Source organism: Bradyrhizobium sp. USDA 4454 (assembly GCF_054822705.1).
Genome location: NZ_JBTRCN010000001.1, coordinates 7,385,001 through 7,401,507 on the forward strand (window position 1 = coordinate 7,385,001; position 16,507 = coordinate 7,401,507).

A 16,507-nucleotide genomic window follows, 5' to 3' on the forward strand; every position below is an offset into this window, starting at 1 on the left:
ATGTTTCAGTTCCCTGGGTTTGCTTAAAACCTCCTATTTTATTCGGAAGTCTCATACCTTCTCTTGATAACCGGAAATCCAAAACCTCGAGAGGTCATGGTTCCGATCATTTCTGGTCAAACCCCAAAACCACAAGGTCTTGGAGTTCCGGCTATCGAAGGTGGGTTTCCCCATTCGGAAATCCGCGGATCAAAGCTTCTTCGCAGCTCCCCACGGCTTATCGCAGCGTAGCACGTCCTTCATCGCCTCTCAGCGCCAAGGCATCCACCGAACACCCTTAAGGCACTTGATTGCTCTCATTATCAATGTCCACACACTCGGCAGAATGTTGTCTGCACAATTGCCCAAAGACCGAAGTCTCAGGCGCGCATCCTCGATGAATGCGATTGCGCAGCCGGACATTGACTAGAAAGACCAGCTTGCTTCGTAAGATCGGCCCGATAGCGAGGCGGTCAAGCTTCGCTACAAAGATCGTTTTACAACTCGCTCACCTCACTCATCTTGCGATGAGCTGCGATGCGCGAGCGCCGAAAACGATCTGGAGATTAGGAATGGTACCCGCGAATTGCTTCGCTGGATCCAAACTCGGATCGATCTCCTCTTTACGATGTCAGAAAACACGCACGTCACCGTCCATCCGGACCAATGCGTGCGAAGTGATGTTTCGCGGACGACGGTAACGCCGTTGGTGATCAAACCATCTGGTGGAGCCAGACGGGATCGAACCGACGACCTCATGCTTGCAAAGCACGCGCTCTCCCAGCTGAGCTATGGCCCCGTACCAGAAGACGAATGCTCCGCACTCGATCAAAATGGTGGGCCTGGGAAGACTTGAACTTCCGACCTCACGCTTATCAAGCGCGCGCTCTAACCAACTGAGCTACAAGCCCCTAACACGAGAGACATGCCGGCGCGCACCCGACGTGAAGTCGATGCATCGCACAGCGCTCAGCCCCTGGCGCGTGTTCGTCCGCGAAGAAAGAGAAACGAAGACGGCGAAATCCCGCCAATGGAGCTCAACAATCCTGAAACTGTTGGCCCCTGAATGTTTCTAAAACGATCCGATAGTGAGCGTGAGCTCGCTGAAGGATCATCCTTAGAAAGGAGGTGATCCAGCCGCAGGTTCCCCTACGGCTACCTTGTTACGACTTCACCCCAGTCGCTGACCCTACCGTGGCCGGCTGCCCCCTTTCGGTTAGCGCACCGTCTTCAGGTAAAACCAACTCCCATGGTGTGACGGGCGGTGTGTACAAGGCCCGGGAACGTATTCACCGTGGCGTGCTGATCCACGATTACTAGCGATTCCAACTTCATGGGCTCGAGTTGCAGAGCCCAATCCGAACTGAGACGGCTTTTTGAGATTTGCGAAGGGTCGCCCCTTAGCATCCCATTGTCACCGCCATTGTAGCACGTGTGTAGCCCAGCCCGTAAGGGCCATGAGGACTTGACGTCATCCCCACCTTCCTCGCGGCTTATCACCGGCAGTCTCCTTAGAGTGCTCAACTAAATGGTAGCAACTAAGGACGGGGGTTGCGCTCGTTGCGGGACTTAACCCAACATCTCACGACACGAGCTGACGACAGCCATGCAGCACCTGTCTCCGGTCCAGCCGAACTGAAGAACTCCGTCTCTGGAGTCCGCGACCGGGATGTCAAGGGCTGGTAAGGTTCTGCGCGTTGCGTCGAATTAAACCACATGCTCCACCGCTTGTGCGGGCCCCCGTCAATTCCTTTGAGTTTTAATCTTGCGACCGTACTCCCCAGGCGGAATGCTTAAAGCGTTAGCTGCGCCACTAGTGAGTAAACCCACTAACGGCTGGCATTCATCGTTTACGGCGTGGACTACCAGGGTATCTAATCCTGTTTGCTCCCCACGCTTTCGTGCCTCAGCGTCAGTATCGGGCCAGTGAGCCGCCTTCGCCACTGGTGTTCTTGCGAATATCTACGAATTTCACCTCTACACTCGCAGTTCCACTCACCTCTCCCGAACTCAAGATCTTCAGTATCAAAGGCAGTTCTGGAGTTGAGCTCCAGGATTTCACCCCTGACTTAAAGACCCGCCTACGCACCCTTTACGCCCAGTGATTCCGAGCAACGCTAGCCCCCTTCGTATTACCGCGGCTGCTGGCACGAAGTTAGCCGGGGCTTATTCTTGCGGTACCGTCATTATCTTCCCGCACAAAAGAGCTTTACAACCCTAGGGCCTTCATCACTCACGCGGCATGGCTGGATCAGGCTTGCGCCCATTGTCCAATATTCCCCACTGCTGCCTCCCGTAGGAGTTTGGGCCGTGTCTCAGTCCCAATGTGGCTGATCATCCTCTCAGACCAGCTACTGATCGTCGCCTTGGTGAGCCATTACCTCACCAACTAGCTAATCAGACGCGGGCCGATCTTTCGGCGATAAATCTTTCCCCGTAAGGGCTTATCCGGTATTAGCTGAAGTTTCCCTCAGTTGTTCCGAACCAAAAGGTACGTTCCCACGCGTTACTCACCCGTCTGCCGCTGACATATTGCTATGCCCGCTCGACTTGCATGTGTTAAGCCTGCCGCCAGCGTTCGCTCTGAGCCAGGATCAAACTCTCAAGTTGGACTTGAAACCTTTGAACCGGCTGATCACAACGTTTGACGAGGTCCCACCATTCTTCGTCGACCGAAGTCTACGAGCCGCCTGCGATTCACATCGTTGGCAGCGATGGTGTAACCTTTAAACGTGTACCGCCGAAGTCTTTCGTCCACTCTCAGAAATCAAAAGCCGAAGCTTTCAAGTATTCCGAGAGACGCAAGGACTCCGCCGTCCACGTTTCTCTTTCTTCATCTTCACTTGTCAAACAGCCCGGGATCGGACGACCCCACACCCTTAGAGGGTGGTTCTACCCTTCACCGGCAGACAGTGAACCTCAACCGATTTATGTCGGTTGTTGTGTCACTCATCTAAGTGAGGAGCATCAGAGGCGCGTTCGCTCGCCTTGGTCAGTGACCCGGCGGCGCCGCGCTCAGTGGTTGGTTTATAGTCCCCACCCCTCCGGATTGTCAACGGCCATTGTCAACAAATCGTCGCACGCCCAAATCGCTTGTGCAGTGCGAAGAAACTCTCGTTCTTTCCGAGACTTAGGTCGGAGGTAAAAACTCGCCGCCGGACGCGCGTGGCAAAAAACTTGAAAAAAAGTTTGTCTACGGGGAGCCCGTCAGGCCCCCTCGGAACGGGTTCCGGGCCGCTCCAGGCGGGGCGGCGGCACCGACCTGCTTCAGGAAACTTTTCCACCTTAAATGCCGCACTTGAGCCACAATCCTGCGACGTTCTGGCTATAAGAGATGCACTGAACCGCTCGTAACCTGTGGGGGCACGGGGGGTTTTCTGGGGACCAGGCGATTTCTTCGAGAACCCGTCGCCTCGTCCCTACGCGGCCGAGCAATATCGAGAGATCTGCACACCATTGATGTTCGAGAGTGCGGCCAGCGAATGGCCTTCGTCTCTTCGACTTCGATGCGTGTGGCTCGCCACGCTGCCGAAATCCCTCTCGGAGGGAGCGAGGCGGAGATGAGGACGAGCAGAGGACGATCGCAGTTGCTGGAATTTGGGGGGACATCGGGTTGAGCCAACGGGCGTCACGCGGAAGCGGCATTGGGCGCGAGACCGGGATGATCGATCTCGGTCACGAACCGCCGCTCTCAGTCGACGGCACCGAGGCCGCGGTGATCGATCGCCGCCGTGTCTCCGTTCAATGGTTCAGCGGCACCATTCTGACCGGACTGTGTGGCGCGGCCCTGATCGGCGGCGCCGTTTTTGCGTCGCTCGACGGCGAGATGACCTTCGCCAAGGTGCCGGAGCGCGTCGAAGGCGCGCTGCGCGGCGCCTTCACCGGCAATGATCGCGTCGTCAACCTGCACAAGGGTGACCGCCTGCCGCCGCCGAGCGAATCCTCCGCCTCGCGCAGCCTGGTGCGCGTCTCGACCGTGACCCGTGTCGGCAATCGCGACGTCATGCGGGTGCGGCCCTTCATCCGGATTTCCGGCAATCTCTCGATGACCACGAGCGATCTGTCGTCCAAGATCCCGCCGTTCAATGCACAGCGTCTGTTGACCGATGTCGGCTCCGACACGTCGGCGGCCGCCGAGGATCCGAATGCGGCCGACGCCGCCGAGCCCGACGCCGAGGTCTCTTTCGTCACCAAGGATCTCGGATCGGTGCTGCCGAAAGCCAAGCTCGCCGCCGTCGTCGCGCTCGACGACGTGCTGATGCGGGTGCGCGACGCCGCCAATTGGCGCGGCTCCGGCAATTCAGTGCGCTACGCCTCGCTGGCCAATGCCACGGCCGATGCAAGCGGCGCCGGCCCCGATATGCGGATGGCCTACGCCACCGAGGGCAACACTTCCGATCCCTATGCCGGCTTCGAGACCCGCGTGGTGCCGGAAAACGTCACCCTGCTGCCGAAGACCAAGGAGCAGGTCACCGGCGGAAACCCGGTCGGTGAACGGATTCATGTCGTCAAGAAGGGCGACAGCATCACCTCGATCCTGCGCGATCAGGGTGCAACGGCCGACGAGGCGAAGGCGATTGCCGCAACGCTCGGCCCGCGCGGCCGCGACGGCGGCCTGAAGGAAGGCCAGAAGGTACGGATCCTGATGGCGCCGGCAGCTCCCGGACCGAATGTCAGGCTGCAGCCCTATCGCGTCGTCGTCGCCAACGATTCCGTGGTCGAGGCCGTCGCCGCACTGTCCGATCTCGGCAGATACGTCGCGGTCGACGTGCAGAGCATGAACACCACGACGGACACCGCCGACACTTCCAGCGACGATGACGAGGATGATGGCAGCGGCGTCCGGCTCTATCAGAGCATCTACGAGACCGCGCTGCGCAACAAGGTGCCGCCGACCGTCATCGAGGACATGGTCAAGATCTACTCCTATGACGTCGATTTCCAGCGCAAGGTGCAGCCCGGCGATTCGTTCGACGTGTTCTTCGCCGGCGAGGACGAAGGCGTCACCAGCACCGAAAAGACCGAAGTGCTCTACGCCTCGCTGACGGTCGGCGGCGAAACCAAGAAATACTACCGTTTCCAGAGCTCGGACGACGGCCTCGTCGACTACTATGACGAGACCGGCAAGAGCGCGAAGAAGTTCCTGGTGCGCAAGCCGGTCAACAACGCGATCATGCGTTCGGGCTTCGGCGGCCGCCGCCATCCGATCCTCGGCTATGTGAAGATGCACACCGGCGTCGACTGGGCCACCGCCTACGGCACGCCGATCTTCGCGTCCGGCAACGGCGTGCTCGAGAAGGTCGGATACGAGGGCGGTTACGGCAAATATATCCGCATGAAGCATGCCAATGGCTACGAGACGGCCTACGGCCACATGTCGGCCTTCGCCAAGGGCATGGAGATCGGCAAGAAGGTGCGGCAGGGCCAAGTGATCGGCTTCGTCGGCTCGACCGGCCAGTCCACCGGACCCCACGTCCATTACGAAATCCTGGTCAACGGCCGATTCGTCGATCCGATGCGCGTGAAACTGCCGCGCGGCCGCTCGCTCGAAGGCCCGATGCTGGCGAGCTTCGAACAGGCCCGCGACAAGATCGAAGCCCAGATGTCCAGCCGCGGCAGCTCGCGCATCGTCTCGGATGCCACGAGTTCGACGTCGCAGACCCGCTCCACCACCAACCGCTAACGGCGGAACCTGCTTCAGACCGTTCCGAACGGAACGATCCGCCGTCGATTCGGCTTGTCCCGGCAAAGACCCCCCCTTGCAGAGGAGGTGCGCATGGCCAGCCTCACCCGTGATGACGTGCTGAAAGCCGTCGGCAATGCCGACGACGTCACGATCGCGAGAATCATCGCATCCGGAGCGACCCCCGCCGAGCTTGCCGAGGCAAAGGCCTGGCTTGCCAATGACGAACCGCTGATGAATGACGGCAGGCCGCTGGCCACGGGCCGCGCTCGCGACCTGGTCGATATCCTCGCCGAGCTGGAGCCCGTCGAGGATGACGACCCCTCACCGCCGATCGTCCCGCAGGAATGACTCGCAAAATGAAGACCCTCCCCGCAATCTGCGGAGAGGGTTCTGGCTGTTGAGCCGTCAGTTCAGTTTGCGCTTCGAGACCGGGGCGTCGAACTGCACGATCTCGGCGGTTTTGGACACCTGACCGTTGAAGGTCAGCACGTTGCCCTTCACCGAAATCAGCACGCGATCGCCGTCCTTGACCTCGCCGGCGAGGATCATCTCGGCCAGCGGATCCTGCACGTTGCGCTGGATCACGCGCTTCAAGGGACGGGCGCCGTAAGCCGGATCCCAGCCCTTCTCCGCGAGCCAGTCCCGCGCCTTGGCGTCGAGCGTCAGCTCGATCTTGCGATCCTCGAGTAGCCTGGTCAGCCGCGCGAACTGGATCTCGACGATGCGGCCCATCTCGCTCTTCTGCAGCCGGTGGAACAGGATGATCTCGTCGATGCGGTTCAGGAATTCCGGCCTGAAATGCGCCCGCACGACGCCCATCACCTGATCGCGGACATCAGCAGTGTCCTCGCCTTCGGGCTGGTTCACCAGGAATTCCGAACCGAGGTTCGAGGTCATGATGATCAGCGTGTTGCGGAAATCGACGGTGCGGCCCTGACCATCGGTCAGGCGGCCGTCATCGAGCACCTGCAACAGCACGTTGAAGACATCCGGATGCGCCTTCTCGATCTCGTCGAACAGCACGACCTGGTAGGGCCGGCGCCGCACGGCTTCGGTCAGGGCACCGCCCTCGTCGTAACCGACATAGCCGGGAGGCGCGCCGATCAGCCGCGAGACCGAGTGCTTCTCCATGAACTCGGACATGTCGAGGCGGACCATCGCGGTCTCGTCGTTGAACAGGTCAGCGGCGAGCGCCTTGGTCAGCTCGGTCTTGCCGACACCGGTCGGCCCCAGGAACATGAACGAGCCGGTCGGCCGGTTCGGATCCTGCAGGCCGGCGCGGGCGCGGCGCACCGCGGTTGCCACCGCACGCACGGCTTCGGCCTGGCCGACGACGCGCTTGGCGAGCGCGTCCTCCATTCTCAGGAGCTTGTCCTTTTCGCCCTCGAGCATCTTATCGACCGGCACGCCGGTCCAGCGCGAGACGACCTGCGCGATGTGGTTGGCGGTGACCGCCTCCTCCACCATCTCGCCGCCGTCCGACTTGGCGTCCTCACTGGCCTCGATGTCGGCGAGCTTCTTTTCCAGCTCGGGGATCCGGCCATAGGCCAGCTCGCCCGCCTTCTGGAATTCGCCGCGACGCTGCGCATTGGCGAGCTCGACGCGGAGCGCATCGAGTTCGCTCTTCAGCTTCTGGGCGTTGGAGAGCTTGTTTTTCTCCGCGCTCCAGCGCGCCGTCAGCGCCGCCGACCGCTCCTCAAGCTCGGCGAGTTCCTTCTCCAGAGTCTGCAAGCGGCTCTTCGAACCGGCATCGCTCTCCTTCTTCAGCGCCTCCTGCTCGATCTTCAGCCGGATGATGTCGCGATCCAGCGAATCGAGCTCTTCCGGCTTGGAATCGACCTGCATCTTCAGCCGCGCCGCCGCCTCGTCCATCAGGTCGATGGCCTTGTCGGGCAGGAAGCGGTCGGTGATGTAGCGATTCGACAGCATGGTCGCCGCCACCAGCGCGGAGTCGGCGATGCGCACGCCGTGGTGCTGCTCGTATTTGTCCTTCAGGCCGCGCAGGATCGAGATGGTATCCTCGACCGTCGGCTCGCTGACATAGATCGGCTGGAACCTGCGGGCCAGCGCCGCATCCTTCTCGACATGCTTGCGGTACTCGTCGAGCGTGGTCGCACCGATGCAGTGCAGCTCCCCGCGCGCGAGCGCAGGTTTCAACAGGTTGGACGCGTCCATCGCGCCGTCGGTCTTGCCGGCGCCGATCAGCGTGTGCATCTCGTCGATGAACAGGATAATGCCGCCCTCGGCGGTCGAGACCTCCTGCAGCACGGACTTCAGCCGCTCCTCGAATTCGCCGCGATATTTCGCGCCTGCGATCAAGGCGCCCATGTCGAGCGACAGCAGCTTCTTGTCCTTCAGGCTCTCCGGCACATCGCCGTTGAGGATACGCAGCGCCAGGCCCTCGACGATCGCGGTCTTGCCGACGCCGGGCTCACCGATCAGGACGGGATTGTTCTTGGTCCGCCGCGACAGCACCTGGATGGTGCGGCGGATCTCCTCGTCCCGGCCGATGACGGGATCGAGCTTGCCGTCGCGCGCAGCCTGGGTCAGGTCGCGGGCATATTTCTTCAGCGCGTCATAGGCATTCTCGGCGGTGGCGCTGTCCGCAGTGCGGCCCTTGCGCAGCGCTTCGATCGCCGCGTTCAGGTTCTGCGCTGTGACGCCGCCGTTGCTCAAGATATTCGCCGCCTCGCTGCCCTTCTCGAGCGTGAGCCCGAGCAGCAGCCGCTCGACGGTGACAAAGCTGTCGCCGGCCTTGTCGGCGGCCTTTTCCGCCGCATCGAAGGCGCGCGCCAGCTCCGGCGACAGGTAGACCTGTCCGGCACCGCTACCCGAGACCTTGGGCAGCTTGTTCAGCGCCTCTTCGGTCGATTTCAGGATCGCTCTGGAATTGCCGCCGGCACGGTCGATCAGACCGCCGGCGAGCCCCTCACTGTCGTCCAGCAGCACCTTCAACAGATGCAGCGGTGAGAACTGCTGGTGACCGTCGCGCATTGCGAGCGATTGGGCAGACTGGATGAATCCGCGCGCGCGCTCGGTGTACTTCTCAATGTTCATTTCGTTTTCCCTCGGCCTGCCGTCGTCACCCATGCAGGCATGACAACAGCATCTTCATTGGGTTTCCGCGGGCCGCGTTGACGTTCCTCAACCAGCCTCTGGTCGTCGCCATCATTTTTCAGGCTTGCCACAGATGTGGGCACTTGGTTCCAAAACGGAAGAGCCACTCTGCGATTTCGCCTGTTCGATCTCAGCGCCGCACAATGGCGACAAGGTAGCGGCAGGGCTGAGCAGTTTCGTTGCGGAAGACGATGTCGGACGGCGGGCCGAGCTCGACGCGGTCACCCGCAGCGAGCTCATGGCGCTCCGCGCCTTCCATCAAGGTGAGGCGGCCGCTGATCACCCAGACCACCTGACGGATCAGGTGATAGGCGCTGGCGGGAAAGCCGGCTTCCTGCTTGGCAGGCAGCTCGACCTCGACCAGTTCCAGCGGATTGGCCGGATGCAGGAACACCTGCCGCCGCAGATAGGCCGCCTTCGGATCGCGCCACACCGGCTGGTCCTCGGCCCGCTGCAGGCGGGAACCGGCTGGCGCAACCTCGAACATCGCCGCCATGGTCAGGCCATAGGCGGTCGCAATCCGCGACAGCGTCGCCGCTGTCGGGCTGGCCTCCGCCCGCTCGATCTTGCTCAGCATGGCCTTGGACACACCCGCCCGCCGGGCCAGTTCCGCCAGCGACCAGCCGCGCCCCTCCCGTTCGGCACGAACCCGCCGCCCGAGAGCCTCATCAGCCTTATCCTCTATAATTGACATATCGTCTTATATAGTAGACGATGCGGTCCATTCAAGAGGCTTGTCGAGGAACCAATGATTATCCGCGCCGCCACCGAGCAGGACATCCCTGCGATCACCGCGATCTTCAACGAGGCGGTCGCCAACTCGAACGCGATCTGGACGGAGAAGCAGGATTCCGAGGCCGAGCGGCTGGCCTGGATGAAGGCCCGGCTGGCGCTAGGCTACCCGGTGCTGGTCGCGGCCGAAGGGCCTGTGGTGCTTGGGTATGGCACGTTCGGCGATTTCCGGGCCTTCCCGGGATACCGCTACACCGTGGAGCACAGCGTTTATATCCACGCCGACCATCGCGGCCGCGGCCTTGGCCGGGTGATCGTCGACGAGTTGATCTCCGCGGCCACCGCGCTCGGCAAGCACGTCATGATCGCCGGCATCGACGGAGGCAATCCCGCCTCGCTCCGGCTGCACGCGCAGTTAGGCTTTGTCGAGGTCGCGAGGATGCCGGAGGTCGGGCGCAAGTTCGGTCGCTGGCTCGAACTCGTGTTCATGCAGCGCGTGCTGGACAGACCTGGCGCGTCGCGGCCCGACTAGCTGCCTCAGCGCTCCCGGCAGTTCTCCTCGCCCGCCAAACAAGCTAGAGCGAGTGGATGGACAGCACGCACACCTCCTCCGCCAGGATCACCGGCATCTATCGCTACCCCGTCAAGGGCCTGACGCCCGAGTCCCTGCCCCGTGCAGAGCTTAAGGTCGGCGAGACGCTGCGCTCAGATCGCCGCTACGCGATCGAGAACGGGCCGAGCGGGTTCGATGCCTCGGCGCCGACCTGGCTGGCGAAGCCGCATTTCCTGATGCTGCAGCGGGACGAGTGGCTGGCGCCGCTGCAGGCCCATTTCGACGATGACAGCCACGTGCTGACGCTGCGCCGGGACGGCGCGATGCTGGCCCAGGGCGATCTCGAGACCGAGGCAGGGCGCGCGGCGATCGAGCGCTATTTCGCCGACCGCCATGCCGATCAGATCAAGGGACCGCCCAAGGTGCTGGTGAGCCCCGGCCACAGTTTCTCCGATGTCCCGCGCAAGGTGGTCTCGATCATCAACCTGGCGAGCCTGCGGGCGATCGAGGAGATGGTACAGGCGCCGGTGCATCCCTTGCGCTTTCGAGCCAACCTCTATGTCGAGGGCTGGCCGGCCTGGCATGAAGCCAGCCTGCTCGACCAGACCATCGCGATCGGCAGCGCGCGCGCCAAGGTTGTGAAGCGGATCACACGCTGTGCCGCGGTCAACGTCGATCCCGATACCGGCGTGCGCGACCTCTCGGTCCCGAACACCCTAATGCAGCGCTTCGGCAACAATGAATGCGGCATCTACGCCGAGATCATCAGCGATGGCGGCGCGGCCGTCGGCGACACCATCGCCGCGGAACCGCGCCATTCACCAGCAGCGGCAGCAGCGTCGTCCTGAGCGAGGCCGGGCAATCGCCACTGCGCGAGGTTTCGCCGATCAAGCGCTACTGGAAGTACGGCGCGGGCGTCGCCGCCGCGGCGTTGGCGCTGGCGGTCTGGACCGTCGGGCCGGCGTTCGAGCATACCGTGGTGAAGCCGGGCGGACAGGATGACCAGGCCACCATCGAGCGCACGACGCCGCCGGCCGTGCCGGCGTCGGTCACGCAGCGCGCCAAGGCGCATGACGGCTTCCTCTTCCCGGATTCCGATCGGCGATTTCTCACCGACGCCGATCTCAAGGACATGTCGACGACCGAGCTGCGCATCGCGCGAAACGAGATTTTCGCGCGGCATGGCCGGTTCTTCAAGGATCAGGTGCTGGCGAACTACTTCTCGCAATTCGCCTGGTATCAACCCGCCGCGGTCGAAGTGCCCTTGAGCAACCTCGAGGCCACCAACGTCGACACGATCGAGGCGAAGGAGCACGAGAAGTGAGGCCAGCCGGCAGCGCCGGTTGACTTCGCCGCGCGTAACCACCTCTCCCGCATTCCCCGAGGAGAGGTGGATGGTCCCGCTTCAGCTTGTCGGCATCACATAGGCATAGATCCGGCCGCGCGAGACCGGCAGCTCGCGGACGCGATGGCTGCTGTTGCCCGAGATCATGATCGGATTGCCCCTGGCGTCGACACCGGTGATGATGCCGACATGACCGCCGCCGCGGCGGCCCATCACGGCGATGGCGCCGACCTGCGGGCCGGAGACGCGGGTCCCGTATCTGGCGAACGAGCTCGCCATGTCGGAGCCGGTGCCGCGGTGGCCGGTCTGCTGCAGCACCATGTTCATGAAGCGCGCACACCACAGGCTGGAGCGGCCGGTCGGGTTGCCGCCGCCGAGATAGCGGCGCGCCGCGGCGACGATGCCGGTCGAGCCGAAGCCGCCCGCCATGCTCACACCGCCGGTGTTGGGCACGGCTTCATCGTTCCCCGGCAACACCGCCGCATTGGCCTCGGTGAAATCACTCGGCTGCATCTGCCGCTCGCGGCGCTCGGCGCGCGTCAGCCTGATGTGATGACGGACCGAGTGGCGCGCGTGATGACCGGCATGGGCCGAATGCGCGTGACGCGAATGATGCGGACGGGCGGATGCCGAAGAGACCGAAACGACGGCAAGGGTGAGCGAACACAGAGCCAGCGCCAAGACACGAAGCGACCGGCGATACGCAAGCAACTGAACCATACTTCACGAGATCCTCTGTAACGCCCCCCAACTCCCCGTCGCATTCCCCTTGCAGTTCCCTTGGGAAACGCGGCGGTGGTATTGAAAATCCGGATGTGGCGAGAGGAAGATTTCGTGCGGCGCTGCGGAAACGATTTCTGGGTCATTCCGCGATGATTCGATGACCGGAAACGAACCGGAACTGCCGCATTGCGGCCGCGGAAATTAACTGCAAAGCTGGGAGCGGCCAACGAGAGGAGAATTCCAATGCCCTACGCCACCACGAAAGATCATGTCCGCCTCTATTTCGAGGAGGCAGGCCACGGCACCCCGATCATCTTCCTGCACGAGTTCGCAGCCGATCACACCAATTGGGAGCCGCAGATGCGCTACTTCTCGCGCGGCCACCGCTGCATCGCCTATTCCGCGCGCGGCTACACGCCGTCCGACGTGCCTGCGAGTGCCGAGGTCTACACCTACAAGCATTTCTACACCGACGCGCTTGCGGTGCTCGATCATCTCGGCATCGCACGTGCGCATTTCATCGGCCTCTCGATGGGCTCCTATTCGTCGCTGCAAGTCGCCCTTAACGCGCCGGAGCGCGCGCTGTCGATGACGCTCGCCGCGGTCGGCTCCGGCTCGTCGCTCGAGAACCTCGAGGCCTTCCGCGCGCAGTGCCGTGCCAATGCCGAGCAATATGAGGCGATCGGCTCGGCCGAGGTCGCCAAGGTGACGCGGGAGGCGCCGAGCCGGATCCCATTCCTGGTGAAGGATCCGCGCGGCCATGTCGACTTCTACGCCGCCCTCGCCCGCCACGACGCCAAGGGCTCGGCCAACACGATGCGCAGCTTTCAGGGCGGCCGGCCCTCGATCTACACCATGACCGACGCCATCAGGCGCGCCGCGACGCCGGCGCTGATCCTGTGCGGCGACGAGGACGACAATTGCATCGCGCCCAGCCTGTTCCTGAAGCAGCATCTGCCGGCTGCCGGGCTGTCGTTCTTCCCGAAGTCGGGCCATGTGCTCAATCTCGAGGAGCCGGCGCTGTTCAACGAGATTGTCGAGCGCTTCATCGCGCTGGTCGAGGCCGGCCGCTGGCCGGTGCGCGATCCGAGGTCGCTGGTGAAGGCACCGGTGTAGGCCGTCAGGCCGTCATTCCGGGGCTCGCGAAGCGAGAACCCGGAATCCATTCATCCACCGCGGCTGCGGCCCGATGGATTCCGGGCTCTCGCTTCGCGAGCCCCGGAATGACGACAGTGGTTGGTGGCGCAGCCCTTACTTCCCCTGCCCGCCCCGGCTGAGCAGGAACACGCCCTGCTCGCCGAACATGTTCCACACCCACCACGGCAGGTTGAGCGGCACCGGGCGGCCGTAGAGATCGAGCGCGACCGCGCGCTCCATCTTGACGTTGATCTGCTCGCAGAGCTCCACGAAATCCTTGATGGTGCAGAAATGGATGTTTGATGTGTCGTACCAGCTCGCCGGCAGATTCTCGGTGCGCGGCATGTGACCGCCGATCAGGAGCTGCAGCCGCATCTTCCAGAATCCGAAATTCGGGAACGAGACGATGGCGCGCTGGCCGATCCGCAGCAGGTTTTCCAGCACCACCTTGGGCTGCCGCGTCGCCTGCAGGGTCTGCGACAGGATCACGTAGTCGAATGCGTCATCGGGATAGTTGACGAGGTCGGTGTCGGCGTCGCCCTGCACCACTGCGAGCCCCTTGGCGACGCAGCCATTGACGCCCTCGCGCGACAGCTCGATGCCGCGACCGTCGATGCCGCGGCTCTCCAGGAGCTGCAACAGCTCGCCATCGCCGCAGCCGACGTCGAGCACGCGCGAGCCCGGCCGCACCATCTCGGCGACCAGAAGATGATCCCTGCGATAGCCGCCGGTCCGCTCCGGCGCGACGCCCGGCAAGGGCAGTGTCTGCTGCATGCTCATGACTGGCCGCCGTCCTTCAATCCGCGCGCCTTGCCTGCGGACAGCAGGAAGGCGCGGGAGATGTCGAGAAATTCGGGCACGTCGAGCAGGAAGGCATCGTGTCCCTTGTCGGTCTCGATCTCGGCGAACGAGACCCGCGCGCTCGACGCATTCAGCGCATGCACCAGCGCGCGCGATTCCGAGGTCGGGAACAGCCAGTCGCTGGTGAACGACACCACGCAGAACCGGGTCTTGATGCCGGCGAACGCCTTCGCCAGCACGCCGTTATGGTCGGCGGCGATGTCGAAATAGTCCATCGCGCGGGTCAGATAGAGATAGGAATTGGCGTCGAAGCGCTCGACAAAGGACGAGCCCTGGTAGCGTAAATAGCTCTCGACCTGGAAATCCGCATCGAACGAGAAGGTCGGCAGCTCGCGGTCCTGCATCCGCCGCCCGAACTTGCGGTGTAGCGCGGCATCCGAGAGATAGGTGATGTGCGCGGCCATCCGCGCCACCGCCAGCCCGCGATGCGGATGGGTGTCTTCGTCGACATAGCGGCCGCCGCGCCAGTCCGGATCGGCCATCACGGCCTGTCGGCCGAGTTCGTGGAACGCGATGTTCTGCGCCGAGTGGCGCGTCGAGCAGGCGATCGCGAGCGTCGCGAACACGCGCTCCGGATAGGCCGCGGTCCATTGCAGCACCTGCATGCCGCCCATCGAGCCGCCCACCACGCAGAACAACGTCGCGATGCCGAGGCGATCGATCAGCATCGCCTGCGCGCGCACCATGTCGGGGATCGTGATGATCGGGAAATCCAGCCCCCACACCTTGCCGGTCGCAGGATTCAGCGAGGCGGGGCCGGTCGAGCCCATGCAGCCGCCGATCACGTTGGAGCAGATGATGAAGTATTTGTCGGGATCGATCGGCCTGCCGGCGCCGACCATGGTCTCCCACCAGCCGGGCTTGCCGGTAACCGGATGGATGTTGTTGACGTGCTGATCGCCGGTCAGCGCGTGGCAGATCAGGATCGCGTTGGACCTGTCGGCATTGAGCTGTCCATAGGTCTGATAGGCGATCTGGAACGGCGCAAGATCGACGCCGCAATCGAGCTTGAGCGGCTGGTCCATGCCGAACTTCGCCACCAATGACGACGGATGATCGGCCTCATGGGCGCGATCATCGCTCTGGGTTTGCGGGCTCGTTATCGGACGCACGTTGCTCATCTCAGCGACCCTGCCTCCCGCGCGGGAGGCCTCGAACAGAAATCAGGCCAATAAAAAAACCCGGCCTGAACATAGGTTCGGCCGGGAGCTGATCTGTCCCCGGCCTGTTTAGCGAGTTGTTTAACGTGGCTGCAAGCCGGCCGGCTCAAATGACCACGGAGTGCAACGAACCTAGTCCCCGGGCCCCCCGCCGTCAAGGCGGCCAGCGAGCGCCCCCCTGCCGGGCGCCGATGGTTAACCGAATGCGCAAGGCACGCCTGCGACGTTTCTCTTTGCTTTCGGCGGCCGTCTTTCCTAATCAGGGACCCTGTCCGACGCGGCAACGGGCCGCCCTGACGACAAGGTTTGAGAGCATGGCCAACCCACCCCCGTCGCCGCCCACGCTGCAGGAGCTGCGCAAGGAGATCGATGCGATCGACGCGCAGGTGCATCGCCTGCTGATGGCGCGCGGCGACATCATCGACCGCCTGATCCAGGTCAAGAAGACCCAGGAGGTCGGCTCGGCATTCCGCCCGGCGCGCGAGGCCAGCATGATGCGCGAGCTGGTGCAGCGCCATCGCGGCATCCTGCCGCTCGACACCATCGAGGGCATCTGGCGCGTCATCATCTCGACCTTCACCTATGTGCAGGCGCCCTTCGCGGTGCATGCCGATGTGTCGGTGGGCGAGTCCGCCATGCGCGACTCGGCGCGGTTTCACTTCGGCTTCGTGGTGCCCTACGTCTCGCATTTCAGCGCGCAGGCCGCAGTCGAGGCGGTGGCGAAATCGAAGGGCGACCTCGCGCTGGTCTCCGCGATCGCAAGCCGCACGCCGTGGTGGAATGCGCTGGAGGCCGAGGGCGCGCCGAAGATCATCGCGCGGCTGCCGTTCCTGGAGCGCGCCGACCATCCCGCCGCGCTGCCGGTGTTCCTGGTCTCGCGGGTCGCCGACGATGCGATGGTGACGGAGGTCCAGATGTGGAGCGTCCGCGTGTCCGGCTGGAACGCCGATGTCGCCCGCGCGCTGGCGCCGCTCGCCGAGATCGTGGCGGTCCCCGACACCGCCTTCGATGGCGCGGCGCTGCTGGTCTCGGTCACCGGACACGATTTCGAGACCATCAAGCTTGCCCTGATCGAGGCCGGCGCCTCGGTGCGCTCTTCGGCCCTCGTCGGCAGCCACGCAACGCGCTATACGGTGCCCTCTAACGGGTCGGCCAAAGGCTAGCCGCCCGTACGGATTCTTGTTTTGACGCGTTTTCTTGACGCGAACCGGTAT

At 63.3% G+C, this 16,507-nt stretch carries 12 protein-coding genes, 2 tRNA genes, 2 rRNA genes and 1 riboswitch (1 of these 17 running past the window's edge); of the genes, 7 read left to right on the forward strand and 9 right to left on the reverse strand.

Annotation, left to right across the window (positions count from 1 at the left end; all coding sequences use genetic code 11):
- The 4 genes from ACVIW0_RS34410 to ACVIW0_RS34425 form a co-directional block, all read right to left on the reverse strand.
- Nucleotides 1-292 (reverse strand): 23S ribosomal RNA (locus ACVIW0_RS34410) (it extends 2,552 nt beyond the left edge of the window).
- A 410-nt stretch (nucleotides 293-702) separates the two neighbouring features.
- Nucleotides 703-778, reverse strand: a tRNA-Ala gene (locus tag ACVIW0_RS34415).
- A gap of 35 nt (nucleotides 779-813) precedes the next feature.
- A tRNA-Ile gene (locus ACVIW0_RS34420) sits at nucleotides 814-890 on the reverse strand.
- Between the two features lie 210 nt (nucleotides 891-1,100).
- Nucleotides 1,101-2,589, reverse strand: a 16S ribosomal RNA gene (locus tag ACVIW0_RS34425).
- The 16S and 23S rRNA genes sit together here with 2 tRNA genes alongside, the layout of an rRNA operon.
- Before the next feature lie 1,003 nt (nucleotides 2,590-3,592).
- Here ACVIW0_RS34425 and ACVIW0_RS34430 point away from each other — a divergent pair.
- Both ACVIW0_RS34430 and ACVIW0_RS34435 read left to right on the forward strand, forming a co-directional pair.
- Complete coding sequence (locus ACVIW0_RS34430; RefSeq protein WP_461356391.1) at nucleotides 3,593-5,662, forward strand: peptidoglycan DD-metalloendopeptidase family protein; 2,070 nt, start codon at nucleotides 3,593-3,595, stop codon at nucleotides 5,660-5,662.
- Nucleotides 5,663-5,755: 93 nt separating this feature from the next.
- On the forward strand, nucleotides 5,756-6,013 hold the full coding sequence (locus ACVIW0_RS34435) for a hypothetical protein (RefSeq protein WP_461356392.1): 258 nt from the start codon (nucleotides 5,756-5,758) through the stop codon (nucleotides 6,011-6,013).
- Nucleotides 6,014-6,070: 57 nt separating this feature from the next.
- On the opposite strand, the gene clpB is transcribed toward ACVIW0_RS34435, so the two are convergent.
- Nucleotides 6,071-8,722, reverse strand: a complete 2,652-nt coding sequence (gene clpB, locus ACVIW0_RS34440) for an ATP-dependent chaperone ClpB (RefSeq protein WP_461356393.1) — start codon at nucleotides 8,720-8,722, stop codon at nucleotides 6,071-6,073.
- Between the two features lie 190 nt (nucleotides 8,723-8,912).
- On the reverse strand, nucleotides 8,913-9,476 hold the full coding sequence (locus ACVIW0_RS34445; protein ID WP_461356394.1) for a helix-turn-helix domain-containing protein: 564 nt from the start codon (nucleotides 9,474-9,476) through the stop codon (nucleotides 8,913-8,915).
- Nucleotides 9,477-9,530: 54 nt separating this feature from the next.
- Between ACVIW0_RS34445 and ACVIW0_RS34450 the strand changes: the two genes are divergently transcribed.
- The 3 genes from ACVIW0_RS34450 to ACVIW0_RS34460 all read left to right on the forward strand — a co-directional run bounded on the left by ACVIW0_RS34450 (nucleotide 9,531) and on the right by ACVIW0_RS34460 (nucleotide 11,391).
- Nucleotides 9,531-10,046 (forward strand): GNAT family N-acetyltransferase, encoded by a 516-nt coding sequence (locus ACVIW0_RS34450; protein ID WP_461356395.1) that lies wholly within the window; start codon nucleotides 9,531-9,533, stop codon nucleotides 10,044-10,046.
- Nucleotides 10,047-10,102: 56 nt separating this feature from the next.
- Nucleotides 10,103-10,915 carry an MOSC domain-containing protein gene (locus ACVIW0_RS34455; RefSeq protein WP_461356396.1) on the forward strand — a complete coding sequence of 271 codons (813 nt, stop codon included), beginning with the start codon at nucleotides 10,103-10,105 and terminating at the stop codon, nucleotides 10,913-10,915.
- Between the two features lie 83 nt (nucleotides 10,916-10,998).
- Nucleotides 10,999-11,391 carry a YARHG domain-containing protein gene (locus ACVIW0_RS34460; protein ID WP_461356397.1) on the forward strand — a complete coding sequence of 131 codons (393 nt, stop codon included), beginning with the start codon at nucleotides 10,999-11,001 and terminating at the stop codon, nucleotides 11,389-11,391.
- A gap of 81 nt (nucleotides 11,392-11,472) precedes the next feature.
- On the opposite strand, the gene ACVIW0_RS34465 is transcribed toward ACVIW0_RS34460, so the two are convergent.
- Nucleotides 11,473-12,132, reverse strand: a complete 660-nt coding sequence (locus ACVIW0_RS34465; RefSeq protein WP_461356398.1) for a TIGR02594 family protein — start codon at nucleotides 12,130-12,132, stop codon at nucleotides 11,473-11,475.
- A 246-nt stretch (nucleotides 12,133-12,378) separates the two neighbouring features.
- Between ACVIW0_RS34465 and ACVIW0_RS34470 the strand changes: the two genes are divergently transcribed.
- Nucleotides 12,379-13,251 (forward strand): alpha/beta fold hydrolase, encoded by an 873-nt coding sequence (locus ACVIW0_RS34470; protein ID WP_461356399.1) that lies wholly within the window; start codon nucleotides 12,379-12,381, stop codon nucleotides 13,249-13,251.
- Nucleotides 13,252-13,386: 135 nt separating this feature from the next.
- On the opposite strand, the gene metW is transcribed toward ACVIW0_RS34470, so the two are convergent.
- Both metW and metX read right to left on the reverse strand, forming a co-directional pair.
- Nucleotides 13,387-14,052, reverse strand: a complete 666-nt coding sequence (gene metW / locus ACVIW0_RS34475) for a methionine biosynthesis protein MetW (RefSeq protein ID WP_244068453.1) — start codon at nucleotides 14,050-14,052, stop codon at nucleotides 13,387-13,389.
- Nucleotides 14,049-15,254 (reverse strand): homoserine O-acetyltransferase MetX, encoded by a 1,206-nt coding sequence (gene metX / locus ACVIW0_RS34480; RefSeq protein ID WP_461356400.1) that lies wholly within the window; start codon nucleotides 15,252-15,254, stop codon nucleotides 14,049-14,051. Before metX ends, metW begins: the two co-directional genes overlap by 4 nt.
- A gap of 87 nt (nucleotides 15,255-15,341) precedes the next feature.
- A riboswitch (SAM riboswitch) is annotated at nucleotides 15,342-15,421 on the reverse strand.
- 186 nt (nucleotides 15,422-15,607) lie between these two features.
- Between metX and ACVIW0_RS34485 the strand changes: the two genes are divergently transcribed.
- Entirely contained in the window at nucleotides 15,608-16,456 is an 849-nt protein-coding gene (locus tag ACVIW0_RS34485) for a chorismate mutase (RefSeq protein ID WP_461356401.1), read from the forward strand.
- Nucleotides 16,457-16,507: the final 51 nt, after the last annotated feature.

Coding starts and splice junctions, on each gene's coding strand:
- ACVIW0_RS34435 (WP_461356392.1), top strand. CDS start 5,756: ATGGCCAGCCTCACCCGTGATGACGTGCTGAAAGCCGTCGGCAATGCC.
- clpB (WP_461356393.1), bottom strand. CDS start 8,722: ATGAACATTGAGAAGTACACCGAGCGCGCGCGCGGATTCATCCAGTCT.
- ACVIW0_RS34445 (WP_461356394.1), bottom strand. CDS start 9,476: ATGTCAATTATAGAGGATAAGGCTGATGAGGCTCTCGGGCGGCGGGTT.
- ACVIW0_RS34450 (WP_461356395.1), top strand. CDS start 9,531: ATGATTATCCGCGCCGCCACCGAGCAGGACATCCCTGCGATCACCGCG.
- ACVIW0_RS34455 (WP_461356396.1), top strand. CDS start 10,103: ATGGACAGCACGCACACCTCCTCCGCCAGGATCACCGGCATCTATCGC.
- ACVIW0_RS34465 (WP_461356398.1), bottom strand. CDS start 12,132: ATGGTTCAGTTGCTTGCGTATCGCCGGTCGCTTCGTGTCTTGGCGCTG.
- ACVIW0_RS34470 (WP_461356399.1), top strand. CDS start 12,379: ATGCCCTACGCCACCACGAAAGATCATGTCCGCCTCTATTTCGAGGAG.
- metW (WP_244068453.1), bottom strand. CDS start 14,052: ATGAGCATGCAGCAGACACTGCCCTTGCCGGGCGTCGCGCCGGAGCGG.
- metX (WP_461356400.1), bottom strand. CDS start 15,254: ATGAGCAACGTGCGTCCGATAACGAGCCCGCAAACCCAGAGCGATGAT.
- ACVIW0_RS34485 (WP_461356401.1), top strand. CDS start 15,608: ATGGCCAACCCACCCCCGTCGCCGCCCACGCTGCAGGAGCTGCGCAAG.